Source organism: Hymenobacter sp. BRD128, from assembly GCF_013256625.1.
Lineage (GTDB): Bacteria > Bacteroidota > Bacteroidia > Cytophagales > Hymenobacteraceae > Hymenobacter.
This window is the reverse complement of sequence record NZ_CP053908.1, coordinates 1,202,303-1,220,353: the sequence shown is the minus strand read 5'-3', so window position 1 is coordinate 1,220,353 and position 18,051 is coordinate 1,202,303. Positions and strand designations below refer to the sequence as shown.

14 protein-coding genes are annotated in these 18,051 nt (G+C 62.8%); 2 read left to right on the top strand and 12 right to left on the bottom strand.

Annotated elements, in window-relative coordinates:
* Window positions 1–94 precede the first annotated feature (94 nt).
* The 9 genes from GKZ68_RS05525 to kdpC all read right to left on the bottom strand — a co-directional run bounded on the left by GKZ68_RS05525 (window position 95) and on the right by kdpC (window position 12,394).
* On the bottom strand, window positions 95–1,858 hold the full coding sequence (locus GKZ68_RS05525) for an ATP-binding protein (RefSeq protein WP_173111710.1): 1,764 nt from the start codon (window positions 1,856–1,858) through the stop codon (window positions 95–97).
* A 94-nt stretch (window positions 1,859–1,952) separates the two neighbouring features.
* Complete coding sequence (locus tag GKZ68_RS05520) at window positions 1,953–3,122, bottom strand: sensor protein KdpD (RefSeq protein ID WP_173111707.1); 1,170 nt, start codon at window positions 3,120–3,122, stop codon at window positions 1,953–1,955.
* Window positions 3,123–3,152: 30 nt separating this feature from the next.
* Window positions 3,153–3,485 (bottom strand): YnfA family protein, encoded by a 333-nt coding sequence (locus GKZ68_RS05515; protein WP_173111704.1) that lies wholly within the window; start codon window positions 3,483–3,485, stop codon window positions 3,153–3,155.
* Window positions 3,486–3,499: 14 nt separating this feature from the next.
* The gene (locus GKZ68_RS05510; RefSeq protein WP_173111701.1) at window positions 3,500–4,672 is read right to left on the bottom strand and encodes an outer membrane beta-barrel protein; all 1,173 of its coding nucleotides are present in this window, start codon (window positions 4,670–4,672) and stop codon (window positions 3,500–3,502) included.
* 59 nt (window positions 4,673–4,731) lie between these two features.
* Entirely contained in the window at window positions 4,732–6,714 is a 1,983-nt protein-coding gene (locus GKZ68_RS05505; protein ID WP_173111699.1) for a KUP/HAK/KT family potassium transporter, read from the bottom strand.
* 168 nt (window positions 6,715–6,882) lie between these two features.
* Complete coding sequence (locus tag GKZ68_RS05500; protein WP_173111696.1) at window positions 6,883–8,871, bottom strand: KUP/HAK/KT family potassium transporter; 1,989 nt, start codon at window positions 8,869–8,871, stop codon at window positions 6,883–6,885.
* Window positions 8,872–8,918: 47 nt separating this feature from the next.
* Complete coding sequence (locus GKZ68_RS05495) at window positions 8,919–10,364, bottom strand: outer membrane beta-barrel protein (RefSeq protein ID WP_173111693.1); 1,446 nt, start codon at window positions 10,362–10,364, stop codon at window positions 8,919–8,921.
* Window positions 10,365–10,453: 89 nt separating this feature from the next.
* A complete protein-coding gene (locus tag GKZ68_RS05490; RefSeq protein ID WP_173111690.1) occupies window positions 10,454–11,797 on the bottom strand; it encodes an outer membrane beta-barrel protein in 1,344 nt (447 codons plus the stop codon).
* 36 nt (window positions 11,798–11,833) lie between these two features.
* Complete coding sequence (kdpC, locus tag GKZ68_RS05485; protein ID WP_173111687.1) at window positions 11,834–12,394, bottom strand: potassium-transporting ATPase subunit KdpC; 561 nt, start codon at window positions 12,392–12,394, stop codon at window positions 11,834–11,836.
* A 31-nt stretch (window positions 12,395–12,425) separates the two neighbouring features.
* Between kdpC and GKZ68_RS05480 the strand changes: the two genes are divergently transcribed.
* Window positions 12,426–13,016: a hypothetical protein gene (locus GKZ68_RS05480; protein ID WP_173111684.1), complete on the top strand. Its 591-nt coding sequence runs from the start codon at window positions 12,426–12,428 to the stop codon at window positions 13,014–13,016.
* Here GKZ68_RS05480 and kdpB read toward each other — a convergent pair.
* From kdpB to GKZ68_RS05465, 3 genes are all read right to left on the bottom strand, one after another.
* Entirely contained in the window at window positions 12,985–15,033 is a 2,049-nt protein-coding gene (gene kdpB / locus GKZ68_RS05475) for a potassium-transporting ATPase subunit KdpB (protein ID WP_173111681.1), read from the bottom strand. The two genes, GKZ68_RS05480 and kdpB, sit on opposite strands and share 32 nt — an antisense overlap.
* Before the next feature lie 118 nt (window positions 15,034–15,151).
* Window positions 15,152–16,852 (bottom strand): potassium-transporting ATPase subunit KdpA, encoded by a 1,701-nt coding sequence (kdpA, locus tag GKZ68_RS05470; RefSeq protein ID WP_173111678.1) that lies wholly within the window; start codon window positions 16,850–16,852, stop codon window positions 15,152–15,154.
* 53 nt (window positions 16,853–16,905) lie between these two features.
* Window positions 16,906–17,019, bottom strand: a complete 114-nt coding sequence (locus GKZ68_RS05465) for a potassium-transporting ATPase subunit F (protein ID WP_217275315.1) — start codon at window positions 17,017–17,019, stop codon at window positions 16,906–16,908.
* Window positions 17,020–17,738: 719 nt separating this feature from the next.
* On the opposite strand from GKZ68_RS05465, the gene GKZ68_RS05460 reads away from it, so the two are divergent.
* Window positions 17,739–18,050 (top strand): hypothetical protein, encoded by a 312-nt coding sequence (locus GKZ68_RS05460; protein WP_173111675.1) that lies wholly within the window; start codon window positions 17,739–17,741, stop codon window positions 18,048–18,050.
* Window position 18,051 lies beyond the last annotated feature (1 nt).

Sequence of the window (18,051 nt, the reverse complement as noted above, 5' to 3'; positions counted from 1 at the left end):
CGGGAAAAAATCAGCATGCTGCAAAGGTCGGGCAAACGCGGGAATTTGGCATTATGCGCAGGTTACGTTGCGGGGCAGTACCCCGCGGAGGTCCTTATCCCGCCACCGGTAGCGTGAAGTGAAAGGCGCTGCCACTACCCAGCTCACTCTCGACCCACAGCCGCCCGCCCTGCGTGGTGATAAACTCGCGGGCAATACTCAGCCCCAGGCCCGAGCCGCCGGTGTAGCCGGCCTTGTCGGGCAGCTGGGCGAAGCGCTGAAAAATCCTGTCGTGGTGCTCGGCCGCAATGCCGGGACCCTGGTCCTGCACCGTCACCTGCACAAACTTGCCGGCCACCACGGCGCGTACGCCGATACCTTCACCGGCCGGCGAGTAGCGGATAGCGTTTGCTAGCAAATTGATAAGCACCCAGGTCGTTTTTTCCACGTCGGCGCGGGCGGGCGGCAGGTCGGCGGGCAGGTCGGTTTGCAGCGTGAGCTGCTTGTGGGCCAGCTGGGCCTGCACGGTAGCCTCGGCAAAGCGCACCACGTCGGCGAGCTGAGTGGGCGCAAAGTTGAGCTGAATACCCTGGCCCGAATCGAGGCGCGACACGTCGAGCAGCTCGCTCACCAGGCGCTGGAGGCGCTGGGTTTCGCGTTGAATGCCCACCGTGATGTCCTGGCGCTCAGTGGCGGGCAGATTATCTTTCTGCAATACCTTCAGACTGAGATTGATGCTTGAAAGCGGCGTTTTCAGCTCGTGCGACACGGTGGCCAGGAAGTTCGACTTCACCTGGTCGAGCTTTTTAAAGTCGGATACGTTACGCAGGGTCAGCACCTGGCCCACAAACTCCGTTTTGTCGGTAGCCTCGTTGAAGGAAACCAGGTCTTGCACCGCGAGGCGGTAAAACGCTTCCTCGCCGCGCTGCGCGATGGTGAGCACCGGCATTTCGGCTACCGCCTGCTCGCGCTGGGGCGCGTCGAGCGGCCTGAGCAGGGTCTGAAACAGGTCGTTTTCGAGCCGCACGGTGGCGGCCGGGCGGCCCACCAGCTTCGCGGGGGGCAGGCCCAGCAGCTCGCACATCACGGGGTTAGCCAGCAGCACGTGGCGGCTTTCATCGAGCACCAGAATACCCTCATCCAGGGTATTGACGATGCTGGCGGCGCGGTTGCGGGCCGTTATCAGCTCGGCCGCCGTGGAGCTGCGAAACTCGCGCAACTCACTCAGCATCCGGTTAAACGACTGCGCCACCTGTCCAAACTCGTCCTGGCTCTCCTGCGGAATGGTCGCCGCGAAGTTGCGCGCCGTGGCGTGGGCCAGCGCCGCGTTGAGCTTGCGCAGGGGCTGCACCGCCGCCTCGGGCACGCTGGCCACGAAGCCCAGCCCCAGCAGCACCGCCAGGGTGATGAAGAGGATGAGGTTGCGGTTGGCGCGCTCGGCATGCTGGTCGGCCAGGTCATTTTTGCGCGTCAGGGCGGCGGTATTCATCGCCATCATGCGCAGGGTCTGGCCGCGCAGCGGCTGCCAGGCGGCGGGCAGGGCCTGGCTATTGCGGCTCAGCGCCTGATTGTAGGCGGCCAGACTCTGGGTGAGGCTGTCCACGAGCTCGCGCTCGCCGGGCTCGGTAATATTGCCGGCCTCCCGCGTGAGGCCCTGGCTGAGCTGGCGCATGCCCGCAGGGCTAGCCGGCGCCTGCCCCAGGGCATCGAGCCCACGCAGCATCTGCTGGCCCAATTCTATCGAATAGAAATTGGCCTTCAATATATTGCGCGAGCTCAAGTCGAGCTGCCGCACGGTATAAAACGCATAGCCGCCGATGCTGAGCAGCAGCAGCAGCATGGCCAGGAAGCCGAGGGTAATCTTGGTTTTGAGGGTCATGAGGGGGGCTCGCGCGCTGGCGGGTGCCTCCCCCGCTGGCCCCCTCCTTTTCGCAGAGGGGCCAGGGAAGAGGCGCTACGTTAGGACAAAAAAATCAATACGTTACCAAATACACATCCACATCGCTCCCGTCGCCGGCCACGGCCGTGAGCAGGTCGTGCGTGACGCCGCCGCGGCTGAGCTGCTGCCACAGGCTTTTCTCGCGGGTGATGCCGCACACGAGCAGGGTGGCCGCTTTTTCCTGCGCCACCCGCCGAATGGCGGCCACGATGTCGTCGTCCTTCACCCGCAGAATCTGGGCGCCCAGCTCCGTGGCAAGCTGGAGGTTATTAAGTAGATAACGCTGCGGGGCTAGCCCGATGCGGTCGGCGCTCTCGCGGCCGGTCTGCACGTAGAGCACGTACCAGGCGGCCGCGCCAAAGCGGTCGGCCAAACGCGAGGTCTTGCGGATTATCTCCTTGGCGGCCTCGTTGTTGGTGTTGATGCAGGCCAGCAGGCGGTCGTCGTTGCGGCGCTGCGGCGCCACGGCCAGCGCGCCGCCGGCGTCGGTTTCGACCTGCCGGCCCAGCAGCTGGGCTACTTCGCGCACGGCTAGCCGGCGCAATTGCAGCAGGTTTTCGGGCTGGAAGAAATTGGCCAGCGCGGTGGGCACCTTGGCGGCGTCGTAGATTTTGCCTTCCTGGAGGCGGGCGCGCAGCTCACCCACGGTCAGGTCCACGTTTACCACCTCGTCGGCCTGCCTGAGAAGCTGGTCCGGAATGCGCTCGGTCACGTCGGTACCAGTGATTTTCAGCACTTGGTCGTGCAGGCTTTCGAGGTGCTGCACGTTCACGGCCGTTATCACCGAAATGCCGTTTTTCACCAATTCCTCCACGTCCTGCCAACGCTTCTGGTTGCGCAAGCCGGGCACGTTGGAGTGGGCCAGCTCATCCACAATCACCACCTGCGGGCGGCGCTTCTCAATGGCGTCGAGGTCCATTTCCTCCACCGCGTGGCCTTTATAAAACACCTGCTTGCGGGCCAGCAGCGGCACGTCGGCCAGCTGGGCCACGGTGTCGGCGCGGCCGTGGGTTTCGACGTAGCCGAGCAGCACATCCACGCCGTGCTGGTGCAGGTCGCGGGCCTCTTGCAGCAGGCGATAGGTCTTCCCTACCCCGGCGGCCAGGCCCAGGTACACTTTAAGCGTGCCGCGCCGCTTCTGCTGCACGAGGCGCAGAAAGCGCTCGGCCGACTGGTCGCGCAGGGCATCGTCGGGGGTCGGCATTGCCTGTAGTTAACTGGTTATGAATAATATTTAAGTTCTAGGCGTGTACAGAATGCACGCCGCGCCTACCAGGCAGAGACAAATGCCCAGCCAGTCGAAGTGGTCGGGTACGACACCCTCTACGCGCCAGCCCCAGAAAAATGCCAGCACAATGAACAGCCCGCCGTAGGCCGCGTACACCCGCCCGAACGAGGCCGTTTGTAGGGTCGGCAAGATGCCGTAGGCGGCCAGCAGCCCGAAGCCCAGGGCGCCCTGCCACCACGGCCGGCCGGCCCGCAGCCACTGCCACACCAAGTAGCCACCTCCTATTTCGAAGAGCCCGGCCAGTAGAAACAGCAGCACCGATTTGAGAATGGCCGGCATAGCGACAATGCTTTTTAAAAGGTAAGCCCCAGCATTGTGGTCACGGCCGCATCGGTACGCTTATAGGTTTTATCCTTGAGGTACACGCTGTTGTGGTCTACAAATTCCTTAAACTCGGCCCGCAGGATGACGCGGGGCACGGGCAGGTAGTCGACGCCCAGCGAATAGCCAGTAGTATAAAGGCCGCCCACGCGGGTGGCCGCCAGCACGCCGCTAGGGTCATGAAAATATTCAACGCGGCCTACCAAGCCGGCCCGCTCCCACAGGCGGCGGCGCACGATAAGCGCCCCCCCCTGCCAGGCATCATAGCCGCCCTTGCCGTCGAGCTTCTCTTGCCAGCCAGTATCGAAGGCACCCGCAATTTTCCACTTCCTGGAAGGGTCGTAGGTGACGTAAAAGTCGTGAAAATAGCGCAGCCGGATGCCCACCGAGTCGGGCACATTGCGGCCCTCGCCCACGAAAGTGCTCGAATTGAGCAGCCACTTGGCGCTGGGCCGAAACTGCACCTGCGTACCCACGGCCTCGTTCTGGTTGCGGTCGCGAATAACCTGCCACCCATTAATGGCCAGCACCGTAAACAGCCACTTCTTGCCCCGGTCGTAGGTGAGCTTGGCGCCGGTCTCGTAGTAGGGCGAGTTGTCGGCCATAATGGAGCGCGTCAGCGTAAGGTCGTCGCGCGAGTTGGGGCCTTCCAGGCCAATGTGCGAGAGAAAGATACCGGCATCGAGCCACAGGTTTTTGGCCACCCGCACGCCGCCCCAGGCTTCGTAAATGTTTTTAAAAACACCCGGCTCGGCGGCGTAGTTGGCATCGGGGTAGGTACCGGTCTGGATGGTAAACGTGCCGCGGACCCGCTCGCCGGTGTAGCGCGCGCCGAGGTAGGCCAGGTTCACGGCAATCTGGTTGTGCAGGTTTTCCGAATAAATAAAGCCGGGCCGCTGCAAGCTCGCCGGGTTATTGAAATCGTAGCCGTAGTACACCCCCACGTAGCCAAAAAACTCGGGCTTGGGGTCGGCCCTGGCCGTATCGGCCGCCGCAGCGGCCGTGGTGGCGGCAGCAGTAGCCGTGGGCGCGGCGGGCGGCGCGGTGGTAGTGGTGCTGGTGGGCGCGGGCGGCGGGGTAGTCTGGGCCAGGGCCAGGCCGGGCAGTAGGCCAGCGGCCAGGAAATAGGGTAAGGAGTTGCGCATAGAAACTAATGGAGCAGTGTGCACCTCACCCCCCAGGGAGTGAGGCACGCCTGATGTGGTTATTCGCGGGTGAGGTGCAGCTCGGGGCGCTCGGGAGTAAGCAGGGGAATGTTTTCGATGGTGAGCGAGGAGTTGTCGAGCCCGAAGCTCTCCTGCTGGCTAGCCCCGAGCCAGCGCAGCACCCCCGCCAGGCGCGCCACCAGCCGCTGCCAGCTGCTCAGCGACTGCGCGTAGGGCAGCGTGCGGTTCAGAATCACGAACTGGAAATCGCCCACCACATCCTGTTCGCGCAGCGAGTGGTAGCGCGAGGTGATGTCGATTTCCTTGTTCTTGACCAAGTCCGTCACCACCTGCCGGAACATGTAGTTGATGGCGTGGTCCACCCGGAAGCCCAGGTGAAACTCGATGCGCACCAAGTCGTCGGGCAGCAGCGTCTCGACGTGGTAGGTGCGCGTGTAGGGCTCGTCGGTCGTCACCACGTGAATCAGGTAGTACACGTCCGCCCGCTTCGGGCTCTTCTGAAAGATGCTGTGCGTGATGCCCCGCTCAATCTGGCTAGGGTCCATCGAGTCGGTGAGGTAGACGAGGTGGGTGGCAAACTTGGGCACCGACTCATCGCGGCTCAGCTCCTTGAGCAGCGGCAGCCAGTCAGCCAGCGGCACGTATTTGATAAAGCCTTCGCGCAGGCGCTGGCCCTGAATCCAGCTCACCATCACGGCCAGCAGCACCAGGCTCATGAGCACGCTCACGTAGCCGCCCTCGGGAAACTTGCGCAGGTTGGCAATCAGAAACGAGCCTTCCACCGTGAAATACGTGAGCAGCAGCAGCCCAATCCAGACCGGGCTCACCCGGCGCAGGTGCAGAAAATAGGCCAGCAGCACCGTCGTCATGAGCATGGTGAAGGTGATGGCCAGGCCATAGGCCGCCTCCATATTCGAGCTTTCGCGGAAGTGCAGCACCACGCCCACGCAGCCCGCGCACAGCAGCCAGTTGAGCGAGGGCACGTAGGCCTGCCCGCGCAAATCGGTCGGATACAGCACTTTCACCTTGGGCCAGAAGTTGAGCCGCATCGCCTCGATAATGAGCGTGTACGAGCCCGAAATCAGCGCCTGCGAGGCAATAATGGTGGCCAGCGTGCACAGCCCGATGGCCGGCAGCAGGCCCCAGCCCGGTATCATGGCGAAGAACGGATTGCTGTCGCCGAGCGGCCGGCCTAGGTGCTGGAGCAGCCACGCGCCCTGGCCCAGGTAGTTGAGCACCAGGCAGATTTTGACGAACGTCCACGACACGTAGATGTTTGACCGGCCCACGTGGCCCATGTCGGCGTACAGCGCCTCGGCCCCGGTGCTGCACAGAAAAATGGAGCCCAGCAGCCAGAAGCCCCCCGGAATGGTGGCTAGCATGTGCAGGGCGTAGTACGGGTTGAAGGCGCGCAAAATACTAAAATCGTGAAACAGGAACTGCACGCCCAGCACCGCTATCATACTGAAAAACACCAGCATGACGGGCCCAAACAGCTTGCCGATAATGGCCGTGCCGAACTGCTGAATGGCAAACAGCCCCACCAGAATAACCAGCACGATGGGCACCGTAGCCAGGTGCGGCCGCAGAATGCGCAATCCCTCAATGGCCGACGACACCGAGATGGGCGGCGTGATAACCCCATCGGCCAGCAGCGCCGCCGCCCCCACGATGGCCGGCAGGTAGAGATACTTGAAATTGAGCCGTTGCAGCAGAGCGTAGAGCGACAAGATGCCGCCCTCGCCATTGTTGTCGGCCCGCATGGCGATGAGCACGTACTTGATGGTTGTCAGTAAGGTAAGCGTCCAGATAATGGCCGACACGGTGCCGAGCACCACGTCTTCGGTCACGGGCCGGCCCTCAAACACGCCCCGCACGGTGTAGAGCGGCGAGGTGCCGATGTCGCCGTACACGATGCCCAGGGCGATGAGCGTGCCGGCCGCCGAGGCCCCGGCTTTCAGGGCCTCGTGGCCGCCGGCCTCGGCGGGGGTTAGCGGGGCGGCGGGAGGAGAAGTTTGCATGGTAAGCGTCGTTCGTCGGTGGAAGTCCGGCACTGGCCGGCCGGGCTTCCTACGGACCTCACCGGCGGAGGTTGACGGCGGAAAGGCCGCCACCGGCCGGCGGGGGCCGGCTACCTGTGCCGTCCCGGGCGCGGGTAACCACCGACTGCTACTCTTTTCATAAGTCGTTCATTTTCTGCTAAGATGTAATTCGGGGCGCTCGGGGGTGAGCAGGGGAATGTTTTCGATGGTGAGCGAGGAGTTGTCGAGCCCGAAGCTTTCCTGCTGGCTAGCCCCGAGCCAGCGCAGCACCCCCGCCAGGCGCGCCACCAGCCGCTGCCAGCTGCTCAGCGACTGCGCGTAGGGCAGCGTGCGGTTCAGAATCACGAACTGGAAATCGCCCACCACATCCTGTTCGCGCAGCGAGTGGTAGCGCGAGGTGATGTCGATTTCCTTGTTCTTGACCAAGTCCGTCACCACCTGCCGGAACATGTAGTTGATGGCGTGGTCCACCCGGAAGCCCAGGTGAAACTCGATGCGCACCAAGTCGTCGGGCAGCAGCGTCTCGACGTGGTAGGTGCGCGTGTAGGGCTCGTCGGTCGTCACCACGTGAATCAGGTAGTACACGTCCGCCCGCTTCGGGCTCTTCTGGAAAATGCTGTGCGTGATGGCACTTTCTACCAGCCTAGGGTTGGCTGAGTCGGTGAGGTAGACGAGGTGAGTGGCAAACTTGGGCACCGACTCATCGCGGTGCAGCTCCTTGAGCAGGGGTAGCCAGTCGGCTAGCGGCACGTACCGGGCCAGCTCCCGGCGCAGACGCCGCCCCTGAATCCAGCTCGTCATTACCAGCAGCAGGATAGCTCCCAGCAGCACGCTTAGCCAACCACCCTGGGTAAACTTGCGCAGGTTGGCAATCAGAAACGAGCCCTCCACCGTGAAATACACCACCAGCAGCAGCCCAATCCAAAAAGCCCCGGCGCGGCGCAGGCGCAGGTAGTAGGCCAGTAAAATGGTGGTCATGAGCATAGTCACGGTCACGGCCAGGCCGAAGGCGGCCTCCATGCGGCTGCTTTCGCGGAAGTAGAGCACCACGCCCACGCAGCCGGCGCACAGCAGCCAGTTGAGCGAGGGCACGTAGGCCTGCCCGCGCAAATCGGTCGGATACAGCACTTTCACCTTGGGCCAGAAGTTGAGCCGCATCGCCTCGATAATGAGCGTGTACGAGCCCGAAATCAGCGCCTGCGAGGCAATAATGGTGGCCAGCGTGCACAGCCCGATGGCCGGCAGCAAACCCCAGCCCGGTATCATCTCAAAAAACAGGTTGCGCTCGCCCAGCGGCCGGCCCAGGTGCTGAAGCAGCCACGCGCCCTGGCCCAGGTAGTTGAGCACCAGGCAGATTTTGACGAACGTCCACGACACGTAGATGTTCGACCGGCCCACGTGGCCCATGTCGGCGTACAGCGCCTCGGCTCCGGTGCTGCACAGAAAAATCGAGCCCAGCAGCCAGAACGCGCCGGGGTTGGCCGTGAGCATGTGCAGCGCGTAGTACGGGTTCAGGGCCCGCAAAATGCTCCATTCCTGGTTCAGGTGCGCGAGGCCCAGCACGGCCAGCATGCTGAAAAACACGAGCATGACGGGCCCGAACAGCTTGCCGATGACGGCCGTGCCAAACTGCTGAAACGCGAACAACCCCACCAGAATAACCAATACGATAGGCACCGGGTTGAGGTCGGGCTTTACCATTTGCAGCCCCTCAATGGCCGAGGCCACCGAGATGGGTGGCGTAATGATGCTGTCGGCCAGCAGCGCCGCCGCCCCCACGATGGCCGGCAGGTAGAGGTACTTCAGCTTGAGCCGCCGCAGCAGGGCGTAGAGCGACAAGATGCCGCCCTCGCCGTGGTTGTCGGCCCGCATGGCAATAAATACGTACTTAAGCGTAGTAAGCAGCGTGAGCGTCCAGATAATGGCCGACACGGTGCCGAGCACCACCGCCTCCGTTACGGGCCTAGCCACAAACACGCCCCGCACGGTGTAGAGCGGCGAGGTGCCGATGTCGCCGTACACGATGCCCAGGGCGATGAGCGTGCCGGCCGCCGTCATGCGGGTGTGCAGCGCGGCGTGGCCGCTCGGCTCGGGCGCCGGAACCGGCACGGTAGTAGAGACGGAGGAATTCAGCATGGCAAGCGCGAAAAAGAGCTAAGTCCTGGTTGCGGCCGGGCCGGCCGCTAGAGCCGGAAGTTGACGGCGAAGATGAGCCGGTTCTCGTAGTCGCGCAGGTCGGGCACGTAGGTGGGGGGCAGGGGCTGGTCGGCGTAGCCGCTGGGCGAGGTGGTGCCGCCCGGCCCGGCAAAGTAGGGCACGTCGGCCCAGCGGTGCAGGTATTCGAGGCGAAACGTGACGAAGTCGCTCGGCATCACGTCGAAGGTGGCCGTCACTTCCTTGGCCGTCAGCTTGCTGGCGTCGGTATTGGTGAAGCCCACCACCGAGGGGTTGAAGCTGAGGTAGCGGCTAGGGTTCTTCACAAACCCTACGCGGGTGGTCAGGGCCAGCTTGTTTTTGGCAAACCACAGGCGGTTGGCCAGCGACGAGCCCACCATGTAGTTGTTCTTGGCCAGCACATCGTTGCCGCCGGCATCGGTGCCGGCCTGGAAGCCGTAGTGCGTGTTCAGGCTGAACGCGGCCTGGGTAATGCCGCGCAGCGGGCCTTTTTTATCCTTGTGGTAGTAGCGCGCCACCACGGAGTTGTCGTGGTGAAAGCGCGTGATGTTGGGGTAGGCCGCCCGGCCCACGGCCAGCGAGTCGGTGCCCGGCCGCGAGTCGTTGCCCACGTAGAAGTTGGCCACCAGCTGCACGTTCTCGCTGGGCCGGTAGTAGTTCGAGTTGCCGAAGGCGGGGCGCTTGTTGTAGGTGTTGTAGGTCTGCCAGCCGTTCATCACCCACAGCTCGGTTTTAAACTTCTTACTAGGGTAAAACTGCGCCCGCGCGCCCTGGAAGTAGAAGGGCGTGAAGTCGCAGACCAGCGAGCGCTGGTAGCTCCAGTTTTCCTGGGTCACGTAGCTTTCCAGGCCGATGTAGCTCATGAAAATGCCCAGCTCCAGGTTCAGGCCGTAAGCCACGTTGAAGTGGTAGCCCGCCGCCGCCTCGCGGATGTACTTGAGGTTGTTGGTGGTAATGCCCGAGCCCAGGTTGGCGCCGTTGGCCCCGATGGTGGTGCCCGTGTTGCGCCCGCGCAGCACCGAGCCGTCGGTTTCCTGCACCACGTTCAGCATCGAGCCCGTTTGCAGCCACAGCCGACCAATGATATTCTTATAGTTCGACTCGATGCCGATGCTGGCCAGCGCCAGCGAAAACTCCTGGGCGCGGCCCGTCACGGCCGAAATCGTCTGGGTGTGGTCGAGGGGCCGGGCGAAGTTGTAGTTGTAGTAGCCATCCAGGAAAGACGTGGCCGTGAGCACGGTTTCGCCGTCCTGGTCCTTAAACTGGAGCGGAAAATACTGCTGGCGGTTCTGGCCATTGACCCAGCTCAAGTCCATGCCATCGAACGGCACTCTAGGGGTAGCGGTGTCCGCTTTGGCAGCGGGATTTTGGGCGGTGGCAGTTTCGGTAGTCTGCGCCAGGGCCGGCGCACCGGCGACTAGCAGCAAAAGGGTAGCAAGGGAAAGATTTTTCACTGGGGCTAAGCTAAACGGTAGCAGGTGGGCAAACAGGGGGTAGGAAGAGTGGGGTTGGGGTAAGATGTGGACTAAGTAAGAACGTCATTTTAAAACCTGACAATCACGTCCATCGCGGCCGTGAACTGGTCCTTTTTCTGGCCATTGTCATAAGGCGCCACGCCGTCGGCATAGGCGCGCTCGTATCGCACTTCGGGCCGGATGCGCACCAGCGAGCTGAAGCTGTGCACTGCCCCCACCGTGTGGCTCGAATAGGAAGTGGCGTAGCCTGTGCGGTTGCCCTGGGGGTCCACCAACAGGTCGTTGCGCACTGATAAATAATCTTTTGCCGAGAGCAGCACCTGAAAGTAATTGACGGCCCCCACGGCGTTGGAGCGGCCGGGGTGCAGGGCGCCCGCCCCGGTATTTTCGTAGAAGCGCCGGCCCGGCCCGTCGATAACGGTGCCGCCCGCCAGGGCATCGTACTGCCAGAGGTAGTAGGCCTCCGTCATCATGTGCACGGTGGGGCTGAAGCGGTGGCCCCAGGTGGCCACGGCCATCTGCAGGTTGTCGTGGCCGTTGCGGTACTCGCCGCTGCCGATGGAGTTGATACCCGCGTACACCGAGTTGGTGTTGCTGCGCGACACCCAGCGGAACATCGCCAGCCCGTTGAGGTGGGCCGAATTGCTCCAGATGGCCACGTCGTTGCCGCCGTGCAGGCCCAGCTCCAGCTGCCAGTACGGGCTGAGCCGGATGGTGGCCTGCGCCCCGCTGAACGTGTAGGGGTCCACGGCAAACATAAGCGAGTGCGAGTAGAGGTAGTTGTCGGGCGCCCACTGCGCCTCAATGTCGGCGGGCGAAATGAAGCGCCCCACCTTCAGCAGCACGCCCTGGGCTATTTTGGGCAGGTAGAGCATGGCGTACACCTGGGTAGGGTCGTAGCCGTAGAGATTGTTATGGGTGAGCAGCTGGTCGCTGAAAATACCCTTGGCGACGGTATAGCGGTAGTCGATGCCGTAGATATTATCGACCAGAAAACCCCAGTCGGCGTGGTCGGTCTGCACAGTATTAGGCTGGCGCTCCAGGCGCAGGATTATCTGGTCGAGCACCACCGTATTGGGCACCACGTTGTAGGCCGTAGGCGAGTTTGAGTCGTGCGAGGTACTCAGGTTGCCCCCGATGCTGGCCCAGCCGTAGATTTTGAACCGACTTTTGCTCAGCCCCAGGGCCTTTTGCAGCGGGTACGCGGGCGCCTCAGCCGGCAGCCCGACCACGGGCGCGCCATCCCACTCCGATACCGGAAACGGCCCCGTGATGGGCGACGGCAGGCAACGGCCATTCGAGCCGTCCACGGTGGGCCGGCCGGGTTGGCGCACGGTATCGGCCAGGGCCTGGGCCTGGCTAGCCAGCGGCAGCGCGCACAGGGCCGTCAGCAAATAATAAGCTAAACGCATGATTTTGAAGCAGCTGAAAGAATAACTGGCACTGGATTAGCGGCCCGGCAGCGCATCCAGCGCCAGGTTGAGTTGCAGCACGTTCACCCTACTGGGGCCGAGCAGGCTGGTTTCGGTGTGCTGCCGCACCAGGCTGGCCACTTGCGCCGGGGCTAGCCCGCGGGCCCGCGCCACGCGCGCCACCTGCACCGCCGCGCCCTGGGGCGAGAGGTCGGGGTCGAGGCCAGAGCCGCTGGCGGTGAGCAATTCGGCGGGCACGTCGGCGCACGCTACGCCGGGGTTTTTCACTAGAAAAGTATCGAGCCGGGCTTGCACTTCCTTGAGGTAGTCGGGGTTGCTAGGGCCTTTGTTCGAGCCGCTGGAGCCGTCGGCGTGGTAGCTGGCCGCCGAGGGCCGCGAGCTGAAATACTGCGGCTTGTCGAAGCGCTGGCCCACGTTGGCGAAGCCCACGAGGCGGCCGTTTTGGCGCACTTGCACGCCTTCGCCGCGGCCAGGGGCTAGCCGGGCGGCGGCCCACACCAGGGCCGGGTAAATGCCGCAGCACAGCACCATCATCACGAGGGTCAGGCGCAGGGCGGGAAGGAATTGGGATTTCATGATTAGTTACTGGATTAAGTAAGTTTGACGTATGCTTGACCTGCCGATTCCGAACAACCAGGTGGTTACCGTGCAGGTAGCGCAGACAACCTTTGCCGTTTTATCGATGCCTGGCAAGCAGTTCCAGATTGATTTTATAGACAAGGCCGAGGCATGCCTGAAGCCGGGGCTGCGGGGAGAGTTTAGCATTCACAAGGAGCATCCGCTGCTGCTGAATTACAACAGCCGTTCGACTACCGTGTACATCAGTTCGCGCCCGCAAGACCCCGAAGGCTTATTAGATAGGATTAAAGAACAAATCAAAGCTGGCATTCAGGGCTGGCGCGATTGGCACCGCGTGATATTCGGCAAAGGAGCTTTCGGAGGGGATTATATACTTCGCAAGAACCTGCTCGATGGGTCTGGAATGCTGTTGGAAGACGTGCCTGTTACGATTGCAGAAGCTGTTATTGTGGCTTGTGCAGAGTATGGTGCATCCGCTTATTGCATTGGTGGAATTGGCGATGTCTCACCAATTGCTCCAGTGTTTCACCTGCTTCTTATCGGCAAAGGCTACGTCATTGCCAAAGACTTCTGCGTTAAAGAGTTGCCTAAAGAAAAACCCCCACTACCAAGTCAATGACCTTGATGCCGATGAACGGTACCACTACCCCCCCTAGCCCGTAGATGAGCAGGTTGCGGCGCAGCAGCGCCGAGGCGCCCACCGGCGTATAGGCGACCCCCTTCAGGGCCAGCGGCACCAGGGCCGGGATGATGAGCGCATTGAAAATAACGGCCGAGAGAATGGCCGACTGCGGCGACTTCAGGCCCATGATGTTGAGGGCGCCCAGGGCCGGGATGGCCACCATAAATAGCGCCGGCACGATGGCGAAGTACTTGGCCACGTCGTTGGCGATGGAGAAGGTGGTGAGCGTGCCGCGGGTCATGAGCAGCTGCTTGCCGATTTCGACTACCTCGATGAGCTTGGTGGGGTCGTTGTCGAGGTCTACCATGTTGCCGGCTTCCTTGGCGGCCTGGGTGCCCGAGTTCATGGCTACCCCCACGTCGGCCTGGGCCAGGGCGGGGGCGTCGTTGGTGCCGTCGCCCATCATGGCCACCAGCTTACCGCCCTGCTGCTCATTGCGGATGTACTTCATCTTGTCCTCGGGCTTGGCCTCGGCAATGAAGTCATCGACGCCCGCTTTTTCGGCGATAAACTTGGCGGTAAGGGGGTTGTCACCAGTCACCATCACGGTTTTAATGCCCATTTTGCGCAGCCGCTCGAAGCGCTCCTGAATGCCGGGCTTGATGATGTCCTGCAACTCTACTACTCCCAGAATGCGGTCGTTTTGGCTCACTACCAGCGGGGTGCCGCCGTTGCTGGCCACCGCGGCTACCTGCTGGGTAGTTTCGTTGGGAAACTCTTGGCCGGCGGCGTTGGCCAGGGTGCGGATGGCGTCGGAGGCGCCCTTGCGGATGCGCTCGCCGCCGGCCAGCGTCACGCCCGAGCTGCGGGTTTCGGCCGTGAATTTGATAGCCTCGCTGCCCTGGGCACGCTTTTGCAGGTCGGCCGCATCCTGGCGGCGCACCTGCTGGGCCAGCTCCACGATGCTCTTGCCCTCGGGCGTTTCGTCGTGCAAAGAGCTGAGGGTAGCGGCCTCTACCAGTTCACGCTCGCTCACGCCGGGCGCGGGCCAGAAGTGCGTCGCCTTGCGGTTGCCGATGGTGATGGTGCCGGTTTTGTCGAGCAGCAGCACGTCGATGTCGCCGGCCGTTTCCACGGCTTTGCCGCTCTTGGTGATGACGTTGGCCCGCAATGCGCGGTCCATGCCCGCAATGCCGATGGCCGAGAGCAGCCCGCCGATGGTCGTCGGAATCAGGCACACAAACAGGGCAATGAACGAGGCCACCGCGATGGGCGTCTTCGAATAAGCCGCAAACGGCTGCAGGGTCACGCACACAATCACGAACACCAGCGTAAAGCCGGCCAGCAGGATAGTGAGGGCGATTTCGTTGGGCGTTTTCTGGCGTGAGGCGCCTTCGACCAGCGCAATCATCTTATCCAGAAACGACTCGCCGGGGGCGGTAGTCACCAGCACCACGATGCGGTCGGAGAGCACCTTGGTGCCGCCCGTCACGCTCGATTTATCGCCGCCCGCCTCGCGGATAACCGGGGCCGACTCGCCGGTGATGGCCGACTCGTCGATGGTGGCTAGGCCCTCGATAATCTCGCCGTCGGTGGGGATAATTTCGCCGGCCTCGACCACAAATACCTGGCCTTTCTGGAGCTGGGCCGAACTCACGCTCGTGAAGCTGCCATCGGGCTGGCGCACCTTGGCAGGCGTGTCCTGGCGGGTTTTGCGTAGCGAGTCGGCCTGAGCCTTGCCACGCGCCTCGGCAATGGCCTCGGCAAAATTGGCAAACAGCAGGGTGAGAAACAGGACGATGAACACCGTGAAGTTGTAGCCGAAGCTGCCCTGCGCCGCATCGGGCTTCAGCAGCAGGCCGATGGTGACCAGCAGCATCACCACGGTGCCGATTTCCACGGTGAACATCACCGGGTTGCGGAACATGCTGCGCGGGTCGAGCTTCACGAACGCCTGCTTGGTGGCCTCGGCCACGAGCGCAGGTTGAAAGAGAGATTGGGATTGGGTTGCCATAACGTTATGTCATCCTGAGCTGGCGAAGGACCTTATCACGCCCGCGCCGCTGGATTTAACTGATTTTGGCGAAGGCAGCCGTGATAAGATGCTTCCTTCGTCAGCATGACCGGAAATTTTAATACAGCGTGAAATGCTCGGCCAGCGGACCCAGCGCCAGGGCCGGGAAGAAGGCCAGCGCGGCGATAATCCAAATCACGAAGAAGACCATGATGCCGAAGGTGCCGGTGTCGGTGCGCAGGGTGCCGGCGCTTTCGGGCACAAACTTTTTGCGGGCTAGGATGCCGGCGATGGCCACCGGGCCGATGATGGGCAGGTAGCGAGCCAGCAGCAGCACTACCCCCGTCGAGATGTTCCACCAGGGCGTATTGTCGCCGAGGCCCTCGAAGCCCGAACCATTGTTGGCGGCCGAGGACGTGAACTCGTAGAGCATCTCTGAGAAGCCGTGGTAGCCAGGGTTGGCCAGCCAGCCGGCCAGCTCGGTGGGGTTGTGGGCGTAGAGGTGGGCCGCCAGGGCGGTGCCGGCGAGGATGAGCAGCGGGTGCAGCAGGGCAATGAGCACGGCGATTTTCATTTCGCGGGCCTCGATTTTCTTACCCAGAAACTCGGGCGTGCGCCCCACCATCAACCCCGAGATAAACACGGCCACGATGATGAACACGAAGAAGTTGAGAAAGCCAACCCCTACCCCCCCGTAGAAGGCGTTGGTCATCATGCCGAGCAGCGCATTCATGCCCGAAAGCGGCGTGAGCGAGTCGTGCATGGCATTGACCGAGCCGTTGGAGGTGACGGTGGTGGTGATGGCCCAGAGCGCCGAGGCCGGCGCGCCGAGGCGCATTTCCTTGCCTTCGAGCGAGCCCAGGCTTTGGTCAACGCCCATATGGCTGATGGCGGGGTTGCCGTGCATTTCGAGGTACACGGTGGGCACTTGCAGCAGCAGGTAGCCGGCCGTCATCACCCCAAATACCATCCAGCCCAGCCGGGGCCGGCGCAGGTAGTAGCCGAAGGCCAGGGCCATGGCAATGGGAATGAGCACGATAGCACCATTCTCCACGGCATTGGTGAGGTAGGTCGGGTTTTCGAGCGGGTGGGCCGAGTTGACGCCGAAGAAGCCACCGCCGTTGGTACCAATTTGCTTGATACCAATCATAGCGGCGGCCGGGCCGCGGCTCACGAACGTGCTGTCGCCCTGCACGGTCACTACTGGCTGCTTGGCCTGCCACGTCATGGGCGTGCCCTGAAAGGCTACCACCAGTGCCACCGCCAGCGAGAGGGGTAGCAGCACCCGCGTGATGCTGCGCACGAAATACACGTAGAAATTGCCGAGCTTTTCGCTGGCCCCTTCGCGCAGGGCATTGAAGACGACCACGCAGGCGGCCATGCCGGTAGCGGCCGTCACGAACTGCAAGAACATCAAGCAGAAAGCCTGCGAGAAGTACGTGGCGCCCGACTCGCCCGAGTAGTGCTGCAGGTTGCAGTTGACGAGGAAGGAGATGGCCGTATTGAACGCCTGGTCGGGCGTCATGCTGGGGTTATGGTCGGGGTTGAGGGGTAGGCTGCCCTGGGTGCAGAGCACCAGCATGGCCCAGCCAAACCACACGATATTGATGGCCAGCAGCGCCAGCAGGTGCTGCTGCCAGGTCATGTCGCGCTCGGGGCGCACGCCGCCGAGGCGGTAGAGCAGGCGCTCGAACGGCGCCAGGAAATCGGACCAGCTTTTATCGCCTCGGTAAATAGTAGCCAGGTAGCGGCCGAGCGGCACGGCCAGCAGCACCGTGGTCCCAAAAATGAGGGCGATGCCGAGTAATTCTTTGTTCATGGCAGTAAGTCAGTGGCGGGGGTGGCCGGCGGCTAGCCGGCGGCCCCGGCCCGTTAAAATTTCTCCGGTTTCAGCAGCACGTAGCCGAGGTAGCCAAACGTGGCGAGGGAGAGCAGCAGCAGGGCGAGCATCATGGCAGCAGCGGGGGTAGGGTTAGATGTTATCAAAAAAATCGACTGACTTGTAGAAGAGCCAGAAGAAGCCAATACCAGCCGTAGAGAGCAGCGGAATCAACAGGATGGGTGTCATAATGGGGAGCGAAAAATGAGGTGGCGAAGCACAGCCGGCTTTTTCTGGCAAACCCCGGCCCAGGGCGCGGAACCGACTCCGGAAATCAGTTAAGCAGCTGGCTACTAAGGATAATTTTTTCTAAAATCATGGCCCGGCCCCAGGCCACCCGCGAGCGGGCACTAGCATTTTGCTAGGGAGGCTGTGCAAAACGCTAGCCCGGCGCGGGGCCGGCTAGGGCAGCCTAGTGGCGGGCGGCGGGCAGCAGCCCGCGTGCAGCGCGATAGGCGAATGCAGGTTGGCGGCCAGCTCCGGAAATTCGGCCGTGAGCAGGTCGGCCGTTTCGCGGGGAGTCGTAGGCGTAGGGATTAAGTAGCGGCCAGCAGCTGGCTAGCCCCGGCGGCAGCAAGCCCGGTACCAAGGCGCTTAGGCCGGCGTCGCATCTTCCCCAAAATCTTTTTGAACAGGCGCTTAGCTTTGGCAATGCTTATGCCGGCGGCCCAGCCGGGCCTAGCGTTTTGCTAGGGCCTTGTGCAAAGTGCTAGGGTGGCGCCGGCCACCAAAGGCCGCTGGCGGGCTGTCCGGCGGGTTTTAAGGCGATTGGCCTCGCGTTGGCAGGGGTGCGCGCGGCCCCTACCCTAGCCGGGGCGTTTGTCTTATGTCCGATTTGTGCACCGAAATAACCCACGCCGCCCAGGCATATTACGCTCAAACCAGCGACTTTCCCCTCACGGCCACCGACTTCTACGACTGGCTGGGCACCTTGCCCGCCGCCCGCCAGGCCGACGTGCTGGCCCGCGGCTTCACCACTAGCCAGTCGGAGCCCGATTTTCTGCGCTACTGCCTCGAATGCCGGGGCTACGCCATGCGCCCCTTCATGGCCGAGCACCTCTCGGTGGCGGCCTACGACCGCTGGGCCGCCCACGGCGAGCTCAACGGCGATTTGCCAATGCCCGCCACGCGCCGCTAGG